General features: G+C 60.3%; 14 protein-coding genes. 3 read left to right on the forward strand and 11 right to left on the reverse strand.

The window, feature by feature from the left end:
• The first annotated feature begins 726 nt into the window (after window positions 1-726).
• From rpmB to IPK17_RS19915, 3 genes are all read left to right on the forward strand, one after another.
• Entirely contained in the window at window positions 727-969 is a 243-nt protein-coding gene (rpmB, locus tag IPK17_RS19905; RefSeq protein ID WP_343419448.1) for a 50S ribosomal protein L28, read from the forward strand.
• A complete protein-coding gene (zigA, locus tag IPK17_RS19910; protein WP_343419449.1) occupies window positions 966-2,183 on the forward strand; it encodes a zinc metallochaperone GTPase ZigA in 1,218 nt (405 codons plus the stop codon). The genes rpmB and zigA overlap by 4 nt, the downstream gene beginning before the upstream one ends.
• Window positions 2,184-2,322: 139 nt before the next feature.
• Window positions 2,323-3,498 carry an MFS transporter gene (locus IPK17_RS19915; RefSeq protein WP_343419450.1) on the forward strand — a complete coding sequence of 392 codons (1,176 nt, stop codon included), beginning with the start codon at window positions 2,323-2,325 and terminating at the stop codon, window positions 3,496-3,498.
• 42 nt (window positions 3,499-3,540) lie between these two features.
• Here IPK17_RS19915 and mobA read toward each other — a convergent pair whose 3' ends face one another.
• From mobA to IPK17_RS19970, 11 genes are all read right to left on the reverse strand, one after another.
• Window positions 3,541-4,128, reverse strand: a complete 588-nt coding sequence (gene mobA / locus IPK17_RS19920) for a molybdenum cofactor guanylyltransferase (RefSeq protein ID WP_343419451.1) — start codon at window positions 4,126-4,128, stop codon at window positions 3,541-3,543.
• A gap of 4 nt (window positions 4,129-4,132) precedes the next feature.
• Complete coding sequence (locus IPK17_RS19925; protein ID WP_343419452.1) at window positions 4,133-4,780, reverse strand: FmdE family protein; 648 nt, start codon at window positions 4,778-4,780, stop codon at window positions 4,133-4,135.
• A 20-nt stretch (window positions 4,781-4,800) separates the two neighbouring features.
• Window positions 4,801-5,973: a 4Fe-4S binding protein gene (locus IPK17_RS19930; protein WP_343419453.1), complete on the reverse strand. Its 1,173-nt coding sequence runs from the start codon at window positions 5,971-5,973 to the stop codon at window positions 4,801-4,803.
• 78 nt (window positions 5,974-6,051) lie between these two features.
• Complete coding sequence (locus IPK17_RS19935) at window positions 6,052-6,738, reverse strand: TorD/DmsD family molecular chaperone (protein WP_343419454.1); 687 nt, start codon at window positions 6,736-6,738, stop codon at window positions 6,052-6,054.
• Window positions 6,739-6,840: 102 nt separating this feature from the next.
• A complete protein-coding gene (locus IPK17_RS19940) occupies window positions 6,841-7,767 on the reverse strand; it encodes a dimethyl sulfoxide reductase anchor subunit family protein (protein WP_343419455.1) in 927 nt (308 codons plus the stop codon).
• 4 nt (window positions 7,768-7,771) lie between these two features.
• Window positions 7,772-8,392 (reverse strand): DMSO/selenate family reductase complex B subunit, encoded by a 621-nt coding sequence (locus IPK17_RS19945; protein ID WP_343419456.1) that lies wholly within the window; start codon window positions 8,390-8,392, stop codon window positions 7,772-7,774.
• A gap of 14 nt (window positions 8,393-8,406) precedes the next feature.
• The gene (locus IPK17_RS19950) at window positions 8,407-10,869 is read right to left on the reverse strand and encodes a DMSO/selenate family reductase complex A subunit (RefSeq protein ID WP_343419457.1); all 2,463 of its coding nucleotides are present in this window, start codon (window positions 10,867-10,869) and stop codon (window positions 8,407-8,409) included.
• A gap of 798 nt (window positions 10,870-11,667) precedes the next feature.
• On the reverse strand, window positions 11,668-12,321 hold the full coding sequence (locus tag IPK17_RS19955) for a response regulator (protein ID WP_343419458.1): 654 nt from the start codon (window positions 12,319-12,321) through the stop codon (window positions 11,668-11,670).
• A 19-nt stretch (window positions 12,322-12,340) separates the two neighbouring features.
• Window positions 12,341-13,264: a dimethyl sulfoxide reductase anchor subunit family protein gene (locus IPK17_RS19960; protein WP_343419459.1), complete on the reverse strand. Its 924-nt coding sequence runs from the start codon at window positions 13,262-13,264 to the stop codon at window positions 12,341-12,343.
• Window positions 13,265-13,270: 6 nt separating this feature from the next.
• Window positions 13,271-15,301, reverse strand: a complete 2,031-nt coding sequence (locus IPK17_RS19965) for a GAF domain-containing sensor histidine kinase (RefSeq protein WP_343419460.1) — start codon at window positions 15,299-15,301, stop codon at window positions 13,271-13,273.
• A 258-nt stretch (window positions 15,302-15,559) separates the two neighbouring features.
• On the reverse strand, window positions 15,560-16,492 hold the full coding sequence (locus IPK17_RS19970; RefSeq protein WP_343419461.1) for an alpha/beta hydrolase: 933 nt from the start codon (window positions 16,490-16,492) through the stop codon (window positions 15,560-15,562).
• Window position 16,493 lies beyond the last annotated feature (1 nt).

Consider the following 16,493-nt stretch of genomic DNA (forward strand, 5'->3'; position numbering starts at 1 on the left):
CTAGCGTTCCTGATGAAGAATGGCGATGTCAGAGCGGCGCATCAAATCGGTCACGTCGAATGAGCGTACGGCATGCCACCTCCTTCGTTTGCGCGCAGCATCGTCCAGCAAACGCAGGCGTTTGCGGATATGCCCGATCCACTGTCCATCACCCAGTTTTTCGGTTGGTTGCCCTGATCCAGACAATGCTGTCATGGTCACGGGGCAGCAGTTCGAGGGCTTGTAAGACTGCCTACTCACCTTCGTTAAGCGCTTTGCCTGCACTGATCTGTTCGTCGGTTTCTGCCGCGGTGGCAATTGCTTCAAGTAAGCCGTTTACTCCGCCCTGCTCCTCGAAGAACGCCGCTCATCATGACCGGCGTTTTTTGCTGCCGGTTGCCGTGCTGACCGTTGTGTGAAGGCCGCTTCGATAGGTCATAGCGTTTGTTTACCACTTCATCAGGTTCTCCGATAGGTATTGACGCACGACACGGTTAGCGTGCCACCTGAATGCTTGCAGCGAGCTGTTTCGACATGATGCAGGGTCGTGGCCTAGTTTTCGCGCCTCTCCGGTACCGTAACATCACGATCGCCAACTTGCCCTTGTGATTATAAATGAGACATGGTATCAATATTATCCATAAATGAGATTTCGTATCATTTATGTGATTGGAATTTCGTCCGCAGTCGTTCAGCGGTTCAGTTACGCTGACGATTCTGTCAGACACGAGAAACGAAAGCAGCCAAATGGCAGGAAAACACAAAATCACCCAGACCAAACCCATGTTCGGCAATGATCGCTCGTTTTCGATGCGAGCGACCCGGCGCAAGTTCAACCCGAATCTGCAATCCAAAGCGATCTATGTAGAAGCGACAGGGCAGTTCGTCAAAGTGCGCGTGACGGCGCGCGAACTGCGCACGATTGACAAGATTGGGCTTCCGGCGTTCTTGCGGCGTCATGGCTTGAGTTTGAAGGCGTTGACCACATGACGACGAGACTCCCGGTCACGGTTCTATCTGGTTTTTTGGGCGCGGGCAAGACGACGCTGCTCAATCACATCCTGCACAACCGCGCAGGCCTGCGCGTCGCGGTGATCGTCAACGACATGAGCGAAGTCAACATCGATGCGCAGTTGGTGCGCGACGGCGGCGCGGCGCTCAGCCGCACTGATGAGAAGTTGGTGCAGATGAGCAATGGCTGCATCTGCTGCACCCTGCGCGACGATCTCCTTGTGGAAGTTGCCCGGTTGGCACGCGAAGGACGCTTCGACTACCTGCTGATCGAATCGTCTGGCATCTCTGAGCCGCTGCCCGTCGCCGAGACCTTCACCTTTCCCCTGAGCGAGACCGACGGTGGTTTGTCCGCGCTCACCCGGCTGGATACGATGGTCACGGTGGTGGATGCGCATAACATCCTGCGCGAATTCGCGTCGCTCGATACGATGGCGGAACGCGGCATCGGCGTGACCATTGACGACGAACGCACGATTGTCGATCTGCTGGTCGATCAAATTGAGTTCGCGGATGTGTTGATCCTCAACAAGATCGATCTGGTACAGCCGGAAGAGCGGCACCGCCTTGAGGCACTGCTGCGCAAGCTGAACCCGCAAGCGCAACTGATCTGTGCCGATCACGGACAGGTCGCGCTGACGGAGATTCTGAATACAGGGCGGTTCGACTTTGACCGCGCCGCAACTTTTTCCGAGTGGCTCTCTGGCGCGCCGCACACGCCGGAGACTGAAGAGTATGGAGTGAGCAGCTTTGTGTACCGGGCGCGCCGACCGTTTCATCCGCAGCGCTTGCTGGATGTGCTCGAAAGCGCGGCGCTCGACCGTGTGCTGCGCTCTAAAGGCTTCGTGTGGCTGGCGACCCGGCACAACCTGGTTGGCGTGTGGTCACAAGCGGGCGATGTCATCACGCTCGATTACGGCGGTGAGTGGTGGGCCAACACGCCCGACGATGAATACCCGGACGATCCGGCGCTCGTGGCCGAGATCAAGCGCTATTTTGAGGGCGAATATGGCGACCGCCGGCAGGAACTCGTCGTGATTGGGATCGAGATGGATCAGGCCGCGATCCGCGCTGCGCTCGATGCGTGCCTACTCACTGACGACGAAATGGCGCAGGGCGCAAAGCAGTGGCGGCGCTATCGCGATCCGTTTGTGGAATGGCTCGTGGATGCGGACACTCTCCCGTCTGAGTGACGCGCGTTTCCCAGCATGCCCCCGCTCAGCGGTGTGGCGGGGATTGAGATATCAGAACTATTCTGAACCCTAGACAAACTGATTGACCCTGTGCCATACTGAGAGCCTACCCAATTCCCAGTGATTTAGGACAGCGCTCATGATGTCGTCTTCGGTCGAAAAGCGGAAGATTTCGCCCATGCTGCCGGTCGTCGCCTTACTGACCGGAACGCGCACGATCACTGACACGGGCGTGCGCATGATCTACCCGCTGCTGCCCGTGTTCGCGCGCGGCGTGAACGTCGAAGTCGGCGCCATTGTGAGTGTGCTCACGCTGATGCAGCTCCTCGGGCTGGTTTCGCCGTTCATGGGGCGTGTCTCCGAACAGCGCGGGCGCAAATTCACCATGCTCCTCGGGCTGCTGCTGTACGTGGCGGGCATGGTCAGCGTGTTCATCCTGCCCGATTTCACCGGGCTGGCGCTGGCGCTGCTGTTCGGCGCCTTGGGACGAACGGCACTCGGCCCGGCGATGCAGGCGTACATCGGCGACAAAGTGCCGTATCAGCGGCGCGGCCTGTACCTGGGTATGGTCGAACTGGCGTGGTCCGGCGCGTTCCTGTTCGGCGTCCCGGCCATGACGTGGCTGCTCGCGACGTACAACTGGCAGACGCCGTTTCTGGCGCTGGCGCTGCTCGCCGGGCTGAGTTTTCTCCTGGTATGGTTCCGGGTTGAGCGCGATGCACCTGTTGCGCAGCATGGCGCGCTGCTGCCCGCGCTGCGCGCCGCCGTCAGCGGCCCGATGGCGCTGGCCGGGCTATGCCTCGGCTTCAGCATCAGCGCGGCGAATCAACTGGTGAGTGTGGTTTTCGGCACGTGGATTGAAGCATCGTTCGGCATTCAACTGGCCGCGCTGGCCGTGGCCGCCGCCGTCATCGGGTTGTCGGAACTGGGCGGCGAGGGCATCGTGACCTTTTTTGCCGACAAGTTTGGCAAGCGGCGCCTGGTGCTGCTTGGTGTGAGCGGCAATATTCTGGCGTGCCTCATCCTGCCGTTGACCGGGGTGAATCTGAATCTGGCGCTGGTCGGGCTGTTCTTCTTCTATCTGACGTTTGAACTGAGCGTCGTCGCCAGCATTCCGCTCGCCACCGAGCTGAGCCCGAATGCCCGCGCGATGTATATGACGGTGCTGATGACCGCGGTCACGCTGGGGCGCGCGCTGCTGACCCCCGTTGCTCCGCTGCTGTTCGCTTCCGGGCTGCTGGCGAATTGTCTGGTGGCGATTGGCTTGAATCTGGTCGCGATCTTTGTGGTTCGGCGCTATATCACGGTGAAGTGAGCGTCGTCACCCGTCGCCCTGACCAGACACGGGGGTGGGTAATCATTCAGGCGTGGCGGTGTGGAACAGCGCTAACTCATCCGGGGTATTCACGTTGACCAGCGAGCGTAAATCGGGATCCAGCAAGCACAGCTCGTCGGCGCTCACCCAGCGGGTGTTGACTTGCGGAAATACCCGGCGAATAGTCAGATCGCCGCTCAGAATCTGTTCCCGCATGACTGCGTGACACGTGCGGCGGTAGACCGCGTGCAGGGCATGGGCGGTTCCGTGGACGAACGGCACCACGGCATCGACACCAGTCGCTTGATCGAGCAGGTGGCGGAGGAGCGCCGGGTTGAGGAAGGGCATGTCACAGGCGACGCACAGCGTGTATTCGGCGTCCCCGTGCTGCACCGCCGTGTAGATCCCGCCTAACGATCCAGCGTTGGGAAGCACATCGGTGATCACCGGCAGGCCAAAATCAGCGTATTTCGCGGGGTCATTGGCGATCAACACGAGCGGCAGTTGCAAGGCTGAGACGCGCTCGATCACGTGTTGGAGCAGCGGCTTTTCGTTCAGCCGGACAAAGCTCTTGTCCGTGCCCATGCGCCGGGACTGCCCCCCCGCGAGTATCGCGATTTGCGCCGCCATCGGTTCAACCACCGATCTGGCTCAGGATCCGCTCGTCAGGGCTGATCACTGCGGGGTCGGCCAACCACGCTGAATCACACTTCACCTGAAAATAGGCTTCACCCGCGCAGTTACGACAGAGCGGCTGACCGCCGCTGATGACCTCGCGCTCGTTGATAATCTCTTCGCCACAGACTGCACAGGTCACGCGGATGCCCGGTCGGCTGACGAGATCGTGCACGGAGAGGTTCAAGATCACTTCCTGAGCCACGAACAAATCCATGTTCGCCAACACCTGATAGGCTTCCAACTGCGCGTGCCAGCGGCTCTTCGCGTCCGGCAGGGAAGAGGCCGCGAGTTGACGCGCTTCGGGCGCAGGGTGAATCCGAATCGCCAGCTCGGTCTTGGTATCTACAAACACCGCCGCCGATTTGCCGTGATCGATATGGCGCAAGGTGCGATGTCCGAGCGTGCAGCCAGTCGCGGCGGCGATGCCGTCCGCGAAGCAGCCATCCGTCTCGACAAAGGTCAGCACGCGCTTATCCGACTGGGGGAGATCCAGCCCAAGCAGTTCCGCCGCGTACAACCCCATGCGCACACCAAGGACCTGACGCGGACACAGATGTTTATGCTGTGCCTCGGTGATGGCCAAAATTTCGTGTAGGTCTGCCATTGGTTCTATCTACCTTTGCTTTAGGCTTCGGGCGCCGAAGCGCGGTTGGCGTTCACAGCCAGTAAGCGTTCACGGGTGGCGGCGGGCAATTGCGCCAGCACCGCCTCGGGCAGATGCACACCGCTGGGATGTTCACGGCGGAAAGTGCATGTTGGGCACAAGGTTTGCTCTGGTGAGCCAGCGAACCGCGTCTGGCAGCGCGTGCACTCCTTCATGTGCCCGGTATGCAGGAGCAGACGCGCCTCGTCCAGTACATGGCGCAGCGACGGCGCACCATACACCGTCAGGGCGCGCGGTTCGCAGTAGTCGACGCACAAGTGGCAATCCAGACAGCGCTGCGCTGCAAAGATGACCATAAACTGATCATCCGTTTTGGTCACATGCAGCGCAGCGGTCGGGCAGACGCGCTCACATAAACCGCAGGCGTTACAGGCATCGGAAACCACCAACTGCACGAAACCAGCGCCGTCTAGGCGCGCCGCTTCGGGCAGATCGGGCATCTGCTCCGTGAGCAGGCGCAAGACCTTGAGTAAGCGCCGCCGCTCACGGGAGAGTTGGTCAGAGCCATCGCCTTCATCGATGAGGTTGATGGCCTGCTGCTGTGCGGCGGCCTCGGGACTCACCAGTGACGCGAACAGGCCGCGCCGTGACAGGCGCGCGGGCGTGTTATGGTGTAACGGGCGTTCGACCCAATCGGCGTCGGCGGCATAGACGGGGACGACCGCATCCGCCCGGTCCAGCTCGGCGAGCAGCTGGCGGGTCGCGGCGATGCCCTGCTCAATGCTGGGGTATAAAACGCGCAGCGGACACTCCGCGCAGGCATCGAGGCGCACGCGCACCTGCTCAACCCCCACCGCGAGCAGCCCCACCCAGGCGGACACGCCGAGTTCGGCGAGACAATTCTTGGTTTGAACAACTCCAGCGACCGCAGACGCGGTGGTTTGGGGCGCGGGGTGACGCACACAGGCAATATCGACCACCTGATGCTCGCGTAGGCTGTGGGCATTAGAGAGCAGCCGTTGAAAACCGTCGGGACGTTCGAAGACGCCCAGCGGGCAGGTATGTAAACACACACCGCATTTGATGCATTGCTCGGGAGTCAGCTCGGGTAAATCACTGTCCAGCCGAATGGCTCCGGTCGGGCACAGGGCCGCGCACCGGTCACAGGCCGCGTGCACATTTTTCGTGCGCACGCACTGCACCGTCGTCTGTTGAATAACCAGGTTGCTGTTGGACGAAGGCCTCGGCGGCCAGCGCCAGCTCGATCAGGTTCATGTCGAAGCCACTGAGTCGCTCTCGATGTGCCAGGCTTCCAGCGTGTGCTGGATGCTTCCGGACGCCAGCCAGCTCAAGCCGCGATAATAGGGTGTCTGCGCCGCTTCCTTGACATCGGCGAGGAAGGCAGGCGCCCACTGGCCGATATGCTCGCTAAAGAAGCTGTCAAGCGCGGCGAGAGCGATGTCCGTGTGATACGGTTGGTCAGTGCGGATGCCCTCGAGCGCCACCTGACACAGATGCGCGACGAACAGCATTTCCAGCCCAAAGTGATCCTCCGGCTCATGGCGCACCGTTGGGACGACCATCCCAAACTGGCGAAACAGGAGCCGCACCTGCAGCGTCTGCTTGTCGAAGATCAGCCGTTCTTCATTGCGGTACACCGATTCCCACGGCGGGGTGGGTAAGTGACCGGGGCCGATGAACAAGCGGGCAAAGTCGCGCCGAACCGCGTCGAAGTCTTCGGCCTGCCAGCCGTGGAAAAAGGCCTGCAAGGTCTCCAGCCCGGTCTTCAAGGCGTCATTCGTGCCTTCCAGCGGCCAATCGGCAAAGAGATCATCCTGCTGCAATTGTTTGAGCAGGTCGACGGTGGGGGCTTCAAAAAACGCCGTGCCCAGAAAGCGATAGGCCAGGTAGGTCGCGATGAGCTTGTCTGAGAGTGCGACTGTGTCCTTATTTTCCATGATGGATTACTCCAATAGTTGATCGATAGAGATAAGCGTGAGTGGGGAGTAAAGCCGCTCGCGCTTATCTCTCTCTATTCACAGGTCAGGCTGCGCCTAGATTTACAGCCCGATGCGCACCATGCTCTGATAGAACAGGAAGCGCGCGACGATTTCGGAAACCAGCACGCAGATAAACGCGCTGTAGGCCAGATAAGCGGTCACCCGGGTTTTGGCCTGGTTGGACGCGCTGCGATACATGAAGATCGAGAAGATGCCCGCGCCGACAAACAGCAGGATCAAGCGCAGAGCCAGCAGAGCGCCGCCTTCGTTTAGGATTAACGAGATGCTGCTGATCGCCGCCGCCGATCCCTGTTGGGCAAGGCTGGCAAAATACAGCGGGATGACCACGAACTGAACCCCGAGCAGCACCAGCGAAATCAGGACGATCCAGCGGAAGGTGGTGGAGAGGATGTCGAACTGGATGTCGGTATCTGTCAGCTTGCCGCGACCGCGCAGATACTGATAGGTTATGACAAAGGCCGAACCGACCGCCAGTGACCCTAGCAACAAGGTGGTGATGAAGAACGTCACGACAGTCGCGGGCGAGTTCCATGCGGGGACGGTTGGCAGCAGATAGACCTGCGCCATCGACCAGACCAGCACCAGACCGACCGCCGCCAGCAGCAAGCCGAGCGCATTGCGCACCGCGGCGGAACCGATTTTGCGCCACTGCAGCAGCGCAAAGACCGCGCCACCGACCGCAAACACCAGCGCCAATGTGATTTCACGACTCAACCACGACGTGCCGAGATTGGTGACGGCGCGCGGCGCGTTGAGCGGGTTCCCCAGGTGGAGGAAGGTGACCAGCAAGGCCAGCACGACTACGGGGCCAATCGCCAGTAAGGCGCGGTCGCTCAGGGCGTCCGCCGCTTTGGTATCATAGCGCCGCGTCGCAAAAAAGTGGATGCCACCCAGAATGACGAATGAGCCAACGGCCATTTGCATGACCGTCGTGAAGATAATCAGTGACCATTCATTCCCTTGCATCGCTCTAGACCTCCTCGGGATTAATCAGTTTGCCAGCCGTGGAACCGACTGCGCGGGCATGGTGATGCGGTTGGATGACGAGATTCGGATTGGTGATGTCAGCCGGGGGCAGCGGAGCAATTTCCGCCAGCGTCCCGTGTTCGGCACGGAGCGTGTCGATCTCACCGAAGAACAGGGCGCGCGACGGACAGGCCGCCACACAGGCCGGCGACTTGCCTTCCGCGAGGTAGTCCTGACAGAAGTTGCACTTCGTCATGACGCCCGCTTCCTCGTTGAACTGCGGCGCGCCATACGGACACGCCCATTCGCAGTACCGGCAGCCGATGCATTTGCTCTCGTCGATCATGACGACGCCGTCTTCGCGCTTGAACATCGCCTGCGTGGGGCAGACTTCGGCGCAGATCGGGTTTTCGCAGTGGTTGCAGGCCATCGACGTGTAGTAGGCGAAGACGTTCTGCACAACCGAGCCATCGGGGTTGGTGACCCATTCGCCGCCCGTATATTCGGCGACGCGCCGCCAGTTGACGCCAATGGGCAAATCCGACTTATCTTTACAGGCAATCTGGCAGGCCTTGCAACCCGTGCACGCGCCGCCATTGAAGTAGAATCCCAATTTGTTAGCCATTTGAGTATTCCCCTTTACGCTTTCTCAACTTCAACCAGAACCGTGTGCATGGGGTCGCCTTTTGCCAGCGGGGAGGGGCGATAACGTGTCAACACATTGACACAACCTGCCTGATCGGTGCCATCCGCATCCGGGGTATACCACGCGCCCTCGGACAGATGGACCACACCGGGGATGATGCGCGGGGTGACGCGAGCCGGCACGTGCGTCTTACCACGACCGTTGTAAACGAAGACCCGATCCCCGTTGCGGATACCGCGGGCTTCGGCGTCGATGGGGTTAATCCACACTTCCTGCGGGGCGACTTCCTTCATCCACGGCACGTTCCCGTAGGTCGAGTGCGTGCGCTGCTTGAAGTGCGCGCTGATCAACTGCAGCGGGTAGGTTTCGCGCAGCGGGTCGGCGACGCCTTCCCACGTCGGCACATAGATGGGCAGGCCGGAAATCACATCGCCTTCCTGCAGTTCCCACGTCTGGCCGATCTCATGCAGGCGCGCCGAGAAAATCTCCAGCTTGCCCGAGGGGGTCAACAGTGGATTAGCGGCGGGGTCTTCGCGGAAACCCTGATAAGCGACGTACGGATCACCCTGATTGGTGACTTTGTAGATGCCCATCTCACGGAAGGTTTCAAAGTCCGGCCAATCCGGGTTGGTGGCGCGGGTTTCGTCGATGCAGAAGCGCAGCCAGTCTTCGACCGTGCGGCCTTCGGTGTACTGGTCTTCGACACCCAGGCGCTTGGCAATTTCCGCGCACATGTCGTAGACGTGCATCGTCTCGAACATCGGCTCAATCGCCTGTTCGCAGAAGATGGCGTAACCCATGCTGCTGGTATCGCCATTCAGGGCGATATCCATCTTTTCGTAGTTGGTGGTGTCGGGCAGCAGAATGTCTGACCAGCGGGCGCTGGGCGTCATGTGCACGTCCACGGTCACGATCATTTCGCACTTGGTGTCATCGCCCAAAACTTCGCGGGTGTGGTTGACATCGGCGTGCTGGTTGATCAGCGCGTTGCCCGCATAGCTCCAGATGAACTTAATCGGCACATCCAGCTTGTCTTTGCCGATCACGCCGTCTTTGGTCGCGGTCATTTCCGGGCCATGCAGAATGGCATCCGGCCAGTTGAACACGGAGATGTAGGTCTGAACCGGGTTTTGCAGGGTCGGGAAGCCCGCCATGCCAATGCCGTACCCCGATTCGCGCGCGCCGGTGCCGCCGCCATGGATACCGATGTTGCCGGTCAGGATGGCCAGCATGGGGATGGCGCGGCTGGTCTGCTCGCCGTTCGCTTGGCGCTGCGGACCCCAACCCTGCGTGATGAAGCATGGCTTGGTCAGCGCGATTTCGCGCGCCAGTTGGACGATCTTCTGCGCGGGAATGCCCGTAATCGCCGCGGCCCAGACCGGGGTCTTGGCGACGCCGTCTGCGCCCGTGCCGAGGATATAGTCGGAGTAGCTGTCCTGATCTTCGTAACCTTCGGGCATGTGCGCGCGGTCAAAGCCGACGCAGTAGGTGTCGAGGAACGCCTGATCGTGCAGATTTTCGGTGATCATGACGTAGGCCAGCGCACTGATCAGCGCGGCGTCGGTGCCGGGGCGAATGGGGATCCACTCGTCAGCCGCGGTGACCGCCGTATCGGTATAGCGCGGGTCGATGACGATCATCTTCGCGCCGCTGACCTGCTTGTAGTGCTGGAGGCTGTAGATCATCCCGCCGCCGCTCATGCGCGTTTCGCCGGGGTTGTTGCCAAAGTAGACGAGCAGTTTACTGTTGACGATGTCTTCGATGCTGTTGTTGGTCACCCATGTATCCGCCCACGTGTTGCCAAACGTATACGGCAGGCCGGACTCAATCTGGGCGGCGCTGTAATCGCCATAGTGATTCAGGTAGCCACCGAAGCAGTTCATCAGGCGGGCAATCGGGGTGGCGCTGGGCGGCCACGACTTCGCCACGGTCGCGCCGAGCGTGCCGGTGCCGTAGTTCAGATAAATCGATTCGTTGCCATAATTCTCAACCAGCTCTTTAATCTTGTTGGCGATCAGATCAAAGGCTTCTTCCCAGCTAATCTGCTCAAATTCGCCGGAGCCACGGGGGCCAACCCGCTTCATCGGGTACTTGAGGCGGTCGGGATTGTAAATGCGCTGGCGAACCGAGCGGCCACGCACGCAGGCGCGCACCTGATGATTGCCGAATTCGTCGTCGCCGAGGTTGTCGGTTTCGACGCGGACGACCACGCCATCTTTGACATGGAGGCGCAGCGGGCAGCGGCTGCCGCAGTTCACCACGCAGGACGTCCAGACCACGTTTTCTTCGGCCTGTTCCTGCGCCGCGACACTTCCGACCCCTTGTTGGCCGGGAAGGCTGGTCAAATTGCTCGCAACCGCCGCGGTGCCACCGAAGATGGCGCTCCATTTAAGGAAGCTGCGGCGGGACATGATACTACTTGTGATTAGGTCATTAATAAATTCTCTGGCAGCCATAGAATTCCTCCCATGCTGGAATCACTAAGGAGAGACGAGCCGTGTCAATGTTGATACACGATGGCTGATTATGCTTTTTTTCACAAGTGGGGACATCAACAGGGTGGAGCATTTTTGATCTCACCCGATTGGGTGATAAGCGCCGGTAATGGGTGGGGTCGAGGGTAGGGGATTCGTTGTAAGGACGAGGCCTGAGGCGATTTCAAAATCGGCACGTTGCCTAACCTCACCTCGTTTCGCTGCGCTCAACCGCCCCTCTCCAGAGGGCGAGGGGCAAGGGCACGGCAGGTGGTGTCCCTCTCCCCACGGAGAGGGACGGCTTGCGGAGCAAGCAGGGTGAGGTTGAGTATTTTCACCAAATCTGAAATGACTGCATGCCTCGTCCCTACAATCAACGTCAGTCAGGGATAAGCCTCATTCGTGCGGTCCCCCCACCCCCAACCCCTCTCCCACGCAAGCGGGGAGAGGGGAGACGAACCCAGTTTTTGCTGTCGCCCGTCCCTGAATTCGGTTGAGGACAGGACACTTTTTACAATTAAGCCATTGTAGGGACGCGCTTCTGCGCGTCCGTGGTCAGCGGACGGCGACCACGCAAAGCGCCTTTGCTTTCGCGCGGCACAAGCCTTTTTTCCCACCCGAGAAAAACAGGAAGGCCGTCCCTACACGGTGTCGTTTACGAGAGACAGTCTCGGAATGTTAAAACTGCCCTGCCGTGAACTGAATTCGGGGAGGGGCTGGGGGTGGGGTCGGACTGATGCGGCTTGTGCCGCAGGTTGTAGAGGAGAGGCTGACCGTCCGCTAATCGGGCGAGGATTTGATCCCGTGCTCGACGGCATAGGCGGCGACCTGCGCGCGGTTATCGAGCTGCAGCTTCTTGAGAATATTGCTGAGGTGCGTCTTGACCGTATTGGTCGAGATGGAGAGTTTCTCGGCGATCTGCGGGTTGCTTTCGCCCTGCGCGACCAGATGGAGCACCATGATCTCGCGTTCGGTCAGCGTTTCGATCTCGTCGGGGCCGCCGATTTGCTGACGGGCGATCCCCTTCAGCACCTTGGAGGCCATCGCGCGCGTCATCGCCGCTTCGCCCTTCGCCACACCTTCCAGCATATTGAAGAGTTCGTCGGCATCCAGATTTTTCAGCAGATAGCCCGCCGCATCGGCGCGCACAGCCTCGAATAAATGGCTGTCCTTCTCGGAAGACGTGAGGATCACCACGGCGATCTCCGGATACAGTTTTTTGATAGCGCGCGTGGCTTCCAGCCCATCGACTTCGGGCATGTAGATATCCATCAGGACGACATCAGGCCGGAGCTGCCCCGCCAGTTTGATGGCTTCGGCGGCGGTGGCCGCTTCACCCACCACCTCGACGATGTCATCGCGGGTACTCATCAAGCTGCGCAGACCCTGCCGGAAGAGCTTATGATCGTCGACAATCAGCACTTTAATGGTCATGGTAGACTCTTTCGTCGCACTAGATACCCGTCCGCACATGGACTGCATAGAAGAGAAACCGTCCCAAGACTTCGCTGATCAAAACCATCAGGAACGTCAGATAGATCGATGCCAGAAAGCGCACGACCGGTTTGGATCGTCTTTGCTGCCAGAGTGTAACCAGTGACAGGGCAAGCACGCCAGCGATCAGCAGTGCGACGCGGATGACAAACAGAGCGCGATACAAGCCGAGCAGCAGATACAGGCTGGCGTGAGCGGTTGACCCCTGGTTGTACAAATCCACAATCTGGAAGCCATAATTTGCCAGCTCAATCAGCGCCACGAGGATCGCCACCCCGCAGGCGAGGGTTAACACGCGACGGGTCACAGCCCGAATGAGCACCAGATCGCTATCTTTGTTCAAGGTGAAGAGATACAGATTGATCAACAGGACGACCGCCATGCCGATGACGCCCAACAGCACCATCGCACAGAAAAACGCGATCGGCGTGGCGACCGAATTCCACGCGATCTGAGTGGGCAGCAAATACACCCGTGACATCGCATAGACCGTGACCACGCCCATCGTCACCGCGCCCCAACCGAGCGCCAGTTGGCCTTTGACCGCGTTCGGTCGGTACAACAGCACGAGCAGCAATAAGCCCGCCAAGCCCGCAAAGACCACCGTAAAGCCGACTTCTCGGCTCAGCCACGACGACTGAAAATTGAGCACCGCGAACAGCGAGAAGGCGGGGCGGCTGAGATGATAATGCGAGCCAATCATCGCCGTTATCACCGTCACGACGATGACGATGAGCGGGTTCTTGGTGAGTTTAGTGGCGATCTCCGGCCCATAGCGGCGCAAAGCCACCGTATACAGTACCCACAAAGCCAGCATGCTGCCCGCTGACATCTGCATCATGATGGTGTAGACGGGCAGCGCCCATTCGCGTAAGTTAACCATGCGCAGTCATCCTCGTTCCGGCAGCGCCGCGGGCGACAAATGCATGAGATTCGCCTGATCGACTTCGGGCAGCTCACAGATCACCGTGGTGCCCTGACCCACCCGTGAGGAGATTGAGAGTTTACCGCCGACTTGCTGCGCGCGTTCCCGCATGGTGTGCAGGCCAAACCGCTGACTATCCGCCTGTTCGACGAAGCCGACGCCGTTATCCGTGATTTCCAGATGCGCGCACCCAACCCGCCGCGTCAGTTTGACCGAGACTTCGGTGGCGCGGGCATGCTTGCGGACGTTCGCCAGCGCTTCCTGCAAGACACACACCAACTGGACTTCCGCGAGAGGCGACAAGCCCAGGTAACCGTCGAGCTGGTTCTCGAGCTTGATGTCGATGCCGGTTTGTAAGCTGAAGCCGTCGAGATATTCGAGCATGGCCGACGCGACCCCGGCCTCGGTCGACAGGGTGGTTCGCAGGCTCAGGATGTTTTCGCGGACGTCGGCATGCGCGGTCTGGATGGCTTCGCGCATCCGTTTAATCTCCGCGAACAGAGCATCGTGCTTGTTCTGCTTGAGGAGCGCTTCGAGCGTCTGCGCCTGCAAATTCATATAGCCCAAAATCTGCGCCAGACTGTCATGCATTTCGCGGGCGATGCGGGCGCGCTCCCCGACGACCGCCAGCGATTGAATCTGCGCGGCCATCAGGCTGTGCTGAATGGCGATCACCGACTGGTTGGCGAGACGTTCCAACCCGAGCAGATCATCTGCCGTATACGGATCGGACTTGGTGCGCGCGCTCCATAGGACACCCACAGCCACATTGTTGAGGAGCAGGGGAACAAATGCCGCTTCGCTGACCGTCGCCTCGACACACAGGCAGACATCCGCTTGCCAGCCAGCCGCTTCTGTCCCTACGGTGCGATAGGCTTGCGCCGCTTGCAGCACTTCAAGAATCAAGCCGGATTTGACCTGCACACTGGTGCCGACCCGGGGAGCGGCCTGCACCGAGTCGCTGATCGCAAAACAGCGCAGCATGAGCCGCTGCTTTTCATCCAGCAGGGCGATGGCCGCAAAATCGGAGTTCAGCAGCTGACGGGCACAGCACACAATCTCAAACAGGATGTCATCGAGTTCGTTGAGTTCCGCGATCTGGCGGTTGATCTTCATCAGGGCTTCCGCCCAACTTTCGGCCAGATAGCGCGCGTTGGACTGGGCGAGATCGCGTTCCTCCTGCAAGCGTTGAATGCGGCGGCGCTCAATCGCATCGAACACGTCGAGGCTGCGCACGACGAACACCAGGAGCGCGAGCGCCGAGAGCATGCGCCAGAATTGGATCGGGAGGCCGGTGGCTTGCAGCACATGCGCGTAGTCGAGCCAATCGACGATGGTGAAGGGGTCGGTCGGCGCGTCCAGATCCGCCACAATCGAGTCGAAATGCACGCGATCATAGTCGTAATACGATACGGGACCATAGGGCGCCGCCGGGACGATCAACCCGACGACCAGCGCCTCGGTCAGAAAGGCGATCCCCGCGCCCATCATCAGGTAGCTGGCATCGGGGAAGCCGCGCTGTTTGTGCTGGTTGCTCTGGCGGATGAAGCCGATTCCGGCCATGATGCTGCCCGGCAGATACAGCAGGTAGCGCGACCAGATGTCAATTGGGATGTGGATCGGTGAAGGCGTCACAAAGGTGGTGGCCGCGTAGGTGATCACGAAGGCCAGCGGGACGGTCAGGATGCTCGGAATGATGCGCGTCCACGAGGGCAGTGGTGTCATCTGCGTGAGCATACCCCAGCCAAAGCGCAGCAGCAGCAGCCCGGAGATCGGCTGTAAGACCATGCGCAGGAAATGCAGAACCCCCTGAATTTCCGGCTGTGTCCCGCTGATGAGAAACATATCGGTCCAGCCGACGCCCGCATAGGCTAAGCCAAATGCGGCCAACGAGGGGAGTTGGCGGTGCAGCGGCAGAACGCCGCCCCGGCGGTACTGAAGCAGGGCGGCCAGTCCCAGTCCGCTGAAGGACAATCCGTAGAGGAAGTACATCATCAACATGAGTCGTTCTCGATCATCCGGAACGAGGCAGAGGGCTTCATCCGGAGTCGTAGTGAGTATACTGCATTCGAACTCGTTGGTTGATAAAGTGGTCTACAGGATCGTGTTCGGATGAGGTCAAATGCGACCTCACTTCCAGCCCCTCTCGGAAATCAGGTGGAGGCGGATGTGGCGGACGCCCAACGGGGCGTCCCTACAATTCGCTCGATTGTTAAAAGCTGCTGTCCTCCACAGCCGCAAAAAGCAGAGCGGTCAGCCCGTGCCCCCGTCCGTGGTGATGAAATCCGCGAGGAAGCGCAGCCCTTCGTCGAGACCGCGCCCCCACACGCCCCAGTCGTGCCCGCCATCATACACGCGGAACTCGGAGCGGATGTTGGCCACCCGCGCCACCTGATTGAAGAACAGGTGCGCTTCCATGTCGAGGTCGTGCAGATAGTCTTCCGGATTGGGGTTCTTCCACTCGTCGTCGCCCACGGCGATGAACAAGGACAGCGACAGGCCGCTCGCCGCGACGGAATCCAGCAGGGCGGGATAGTTCAGACTCTGATAGATTGCCTCATCGAACAGCGCGTCGCCATTCCCGAACGCGCCAAATTCGCGCGTGCTCGAATCGGCGGGCGGGAGCGGAATATACACCGCCGGGCTGAGCACGATCGCGCCGCCGAACACTTCCGGGTAGGCCAGCGAGTAGCGGATCGCACCGTAGCCGCCCATCGAATAACCGCCGACGAGCCGCGCCTCGCGGTTGGGCGCCGTGCGGTAGGTGGCGTCGATGTGCGGGATGAGATCGTGCATGAAGGCCGTTTCGACCGCTTCACCGCGGTAGAGCGACCCGGTGTACTGCGAATCGATGTAGTAGCCCGCCCGGTCGCTGGACGGCATATCCGGCAGCACGGCGATCAGCGGCGGGATGTCGCCATTCGCGATCAACTGGTCGAGCACATCGCGCGCTTCCAGCCACGAGTCCATCACGTCGCCGCGCCCGTGCAGCAGGTAGATTACCGGATAGCGGGCGTCGCTCTCGTCGTAGCCTGCGGGCAGGATGGCAGTGTACTGATACGTCCGCCCGAGCGTCACCGACTGGAAATCTTCGCGGATGAGCACGCTGCCCTCACTTTGCGCCACGGCGCGCCCCCCGAACAACCATAGACACAGAACGGCGATCCACAGAAATTTTGCCAGCATG

It is taken from the genome of Candidatus Flexifilum breve, from assembly GCF_016713355.1.

Coding starts and splice junctions, on each gene's coding strand:
- rpmB (WP_343419448.1), top strand. CDS start 727: ATGGCAGGAAAACACAAAATCACCCAGACCAAACCCATGTTCGGCAAT.
- zigA (WP_343419449.1), top strand. CDS start 966: ATGACGACGAGACTCCCGGTCACGGTTCTATCTGGTTTTTTGGGCGCG.
- IPK17_RS19915 (WP_343419450.1), top strand. CDS start 2,323: ATGATGTCGTCTTCGGTCGAAAAGCGGAAGATTTCGCCCATGCTGCCG.
- mobA (WP_343419451.1), bottom strand. CDS start 4,128: ATGGCGGCGCAAATCGCGATACTCGCGGGGGGGCAGTCCCGGCGCATG.
- IPK17_RS19925 (WP_343419452.1), bottom strand. CDS start 4,780: ATGGCAGACCTACACGAAATTTTGGCCATCACCGAGGCACAGCATAAA.
- IPK17_RS19935 (WP_343419454.1), bottom strand. CDS start 6,738: ATGGAAAATAAGGACACAGTCGCACTCTCAGACAAGCTCATCGCGACC.
- IPK17_RS19940 (WP_343419455.1), bottom strand. CDS start 7,767: ATGCAAGGGAATGAATGGTCACTGATTATCTTCACGACGGTCATGCAA.
- IPK17_RS19945 (WP_343419456.1), bottom strand. CDS start 8,392: ATGGCTAACAAATTGGGATTCTACTTCAATGGCGGCGCGTGCACGGGT.
- IPK17_RS19950 (WP_343419457.1), bottom strand. CDS start 10,869: ATGGCTGCCAGAGAATTTATTAATGACCTAATCACAAGTAGTATCATG.
- IPK17_RS19955 (WP_343419458.1), bottom strand. CDS start 12,321: ATGACCATTAAAGTGCTGATTGTCGACGATCATAAGCTCTTCCGGCAG.
- IPK17_RS19960 (WP_343419459.1), bottom strand. CDS start 13,264: ATGGTTAACTTACGCGAATGGGCGCTGCCCGTCTACACCATCATGATG.
- IPK17_RS19965 (WP_343419460.1), bottom strand. CDS start 15,301: ATGATGTACTTCCTCTACGGATTGTCCTTCAGCGGACTGGGACTGGCC.
- IPK17_RS19970 (WP_343419461.1), bottom strand. CDS start 16,492: ATGCTGGCAAAATTTCTGTGGATCGCCGTTCTGTGTCTATGGTTGTTC.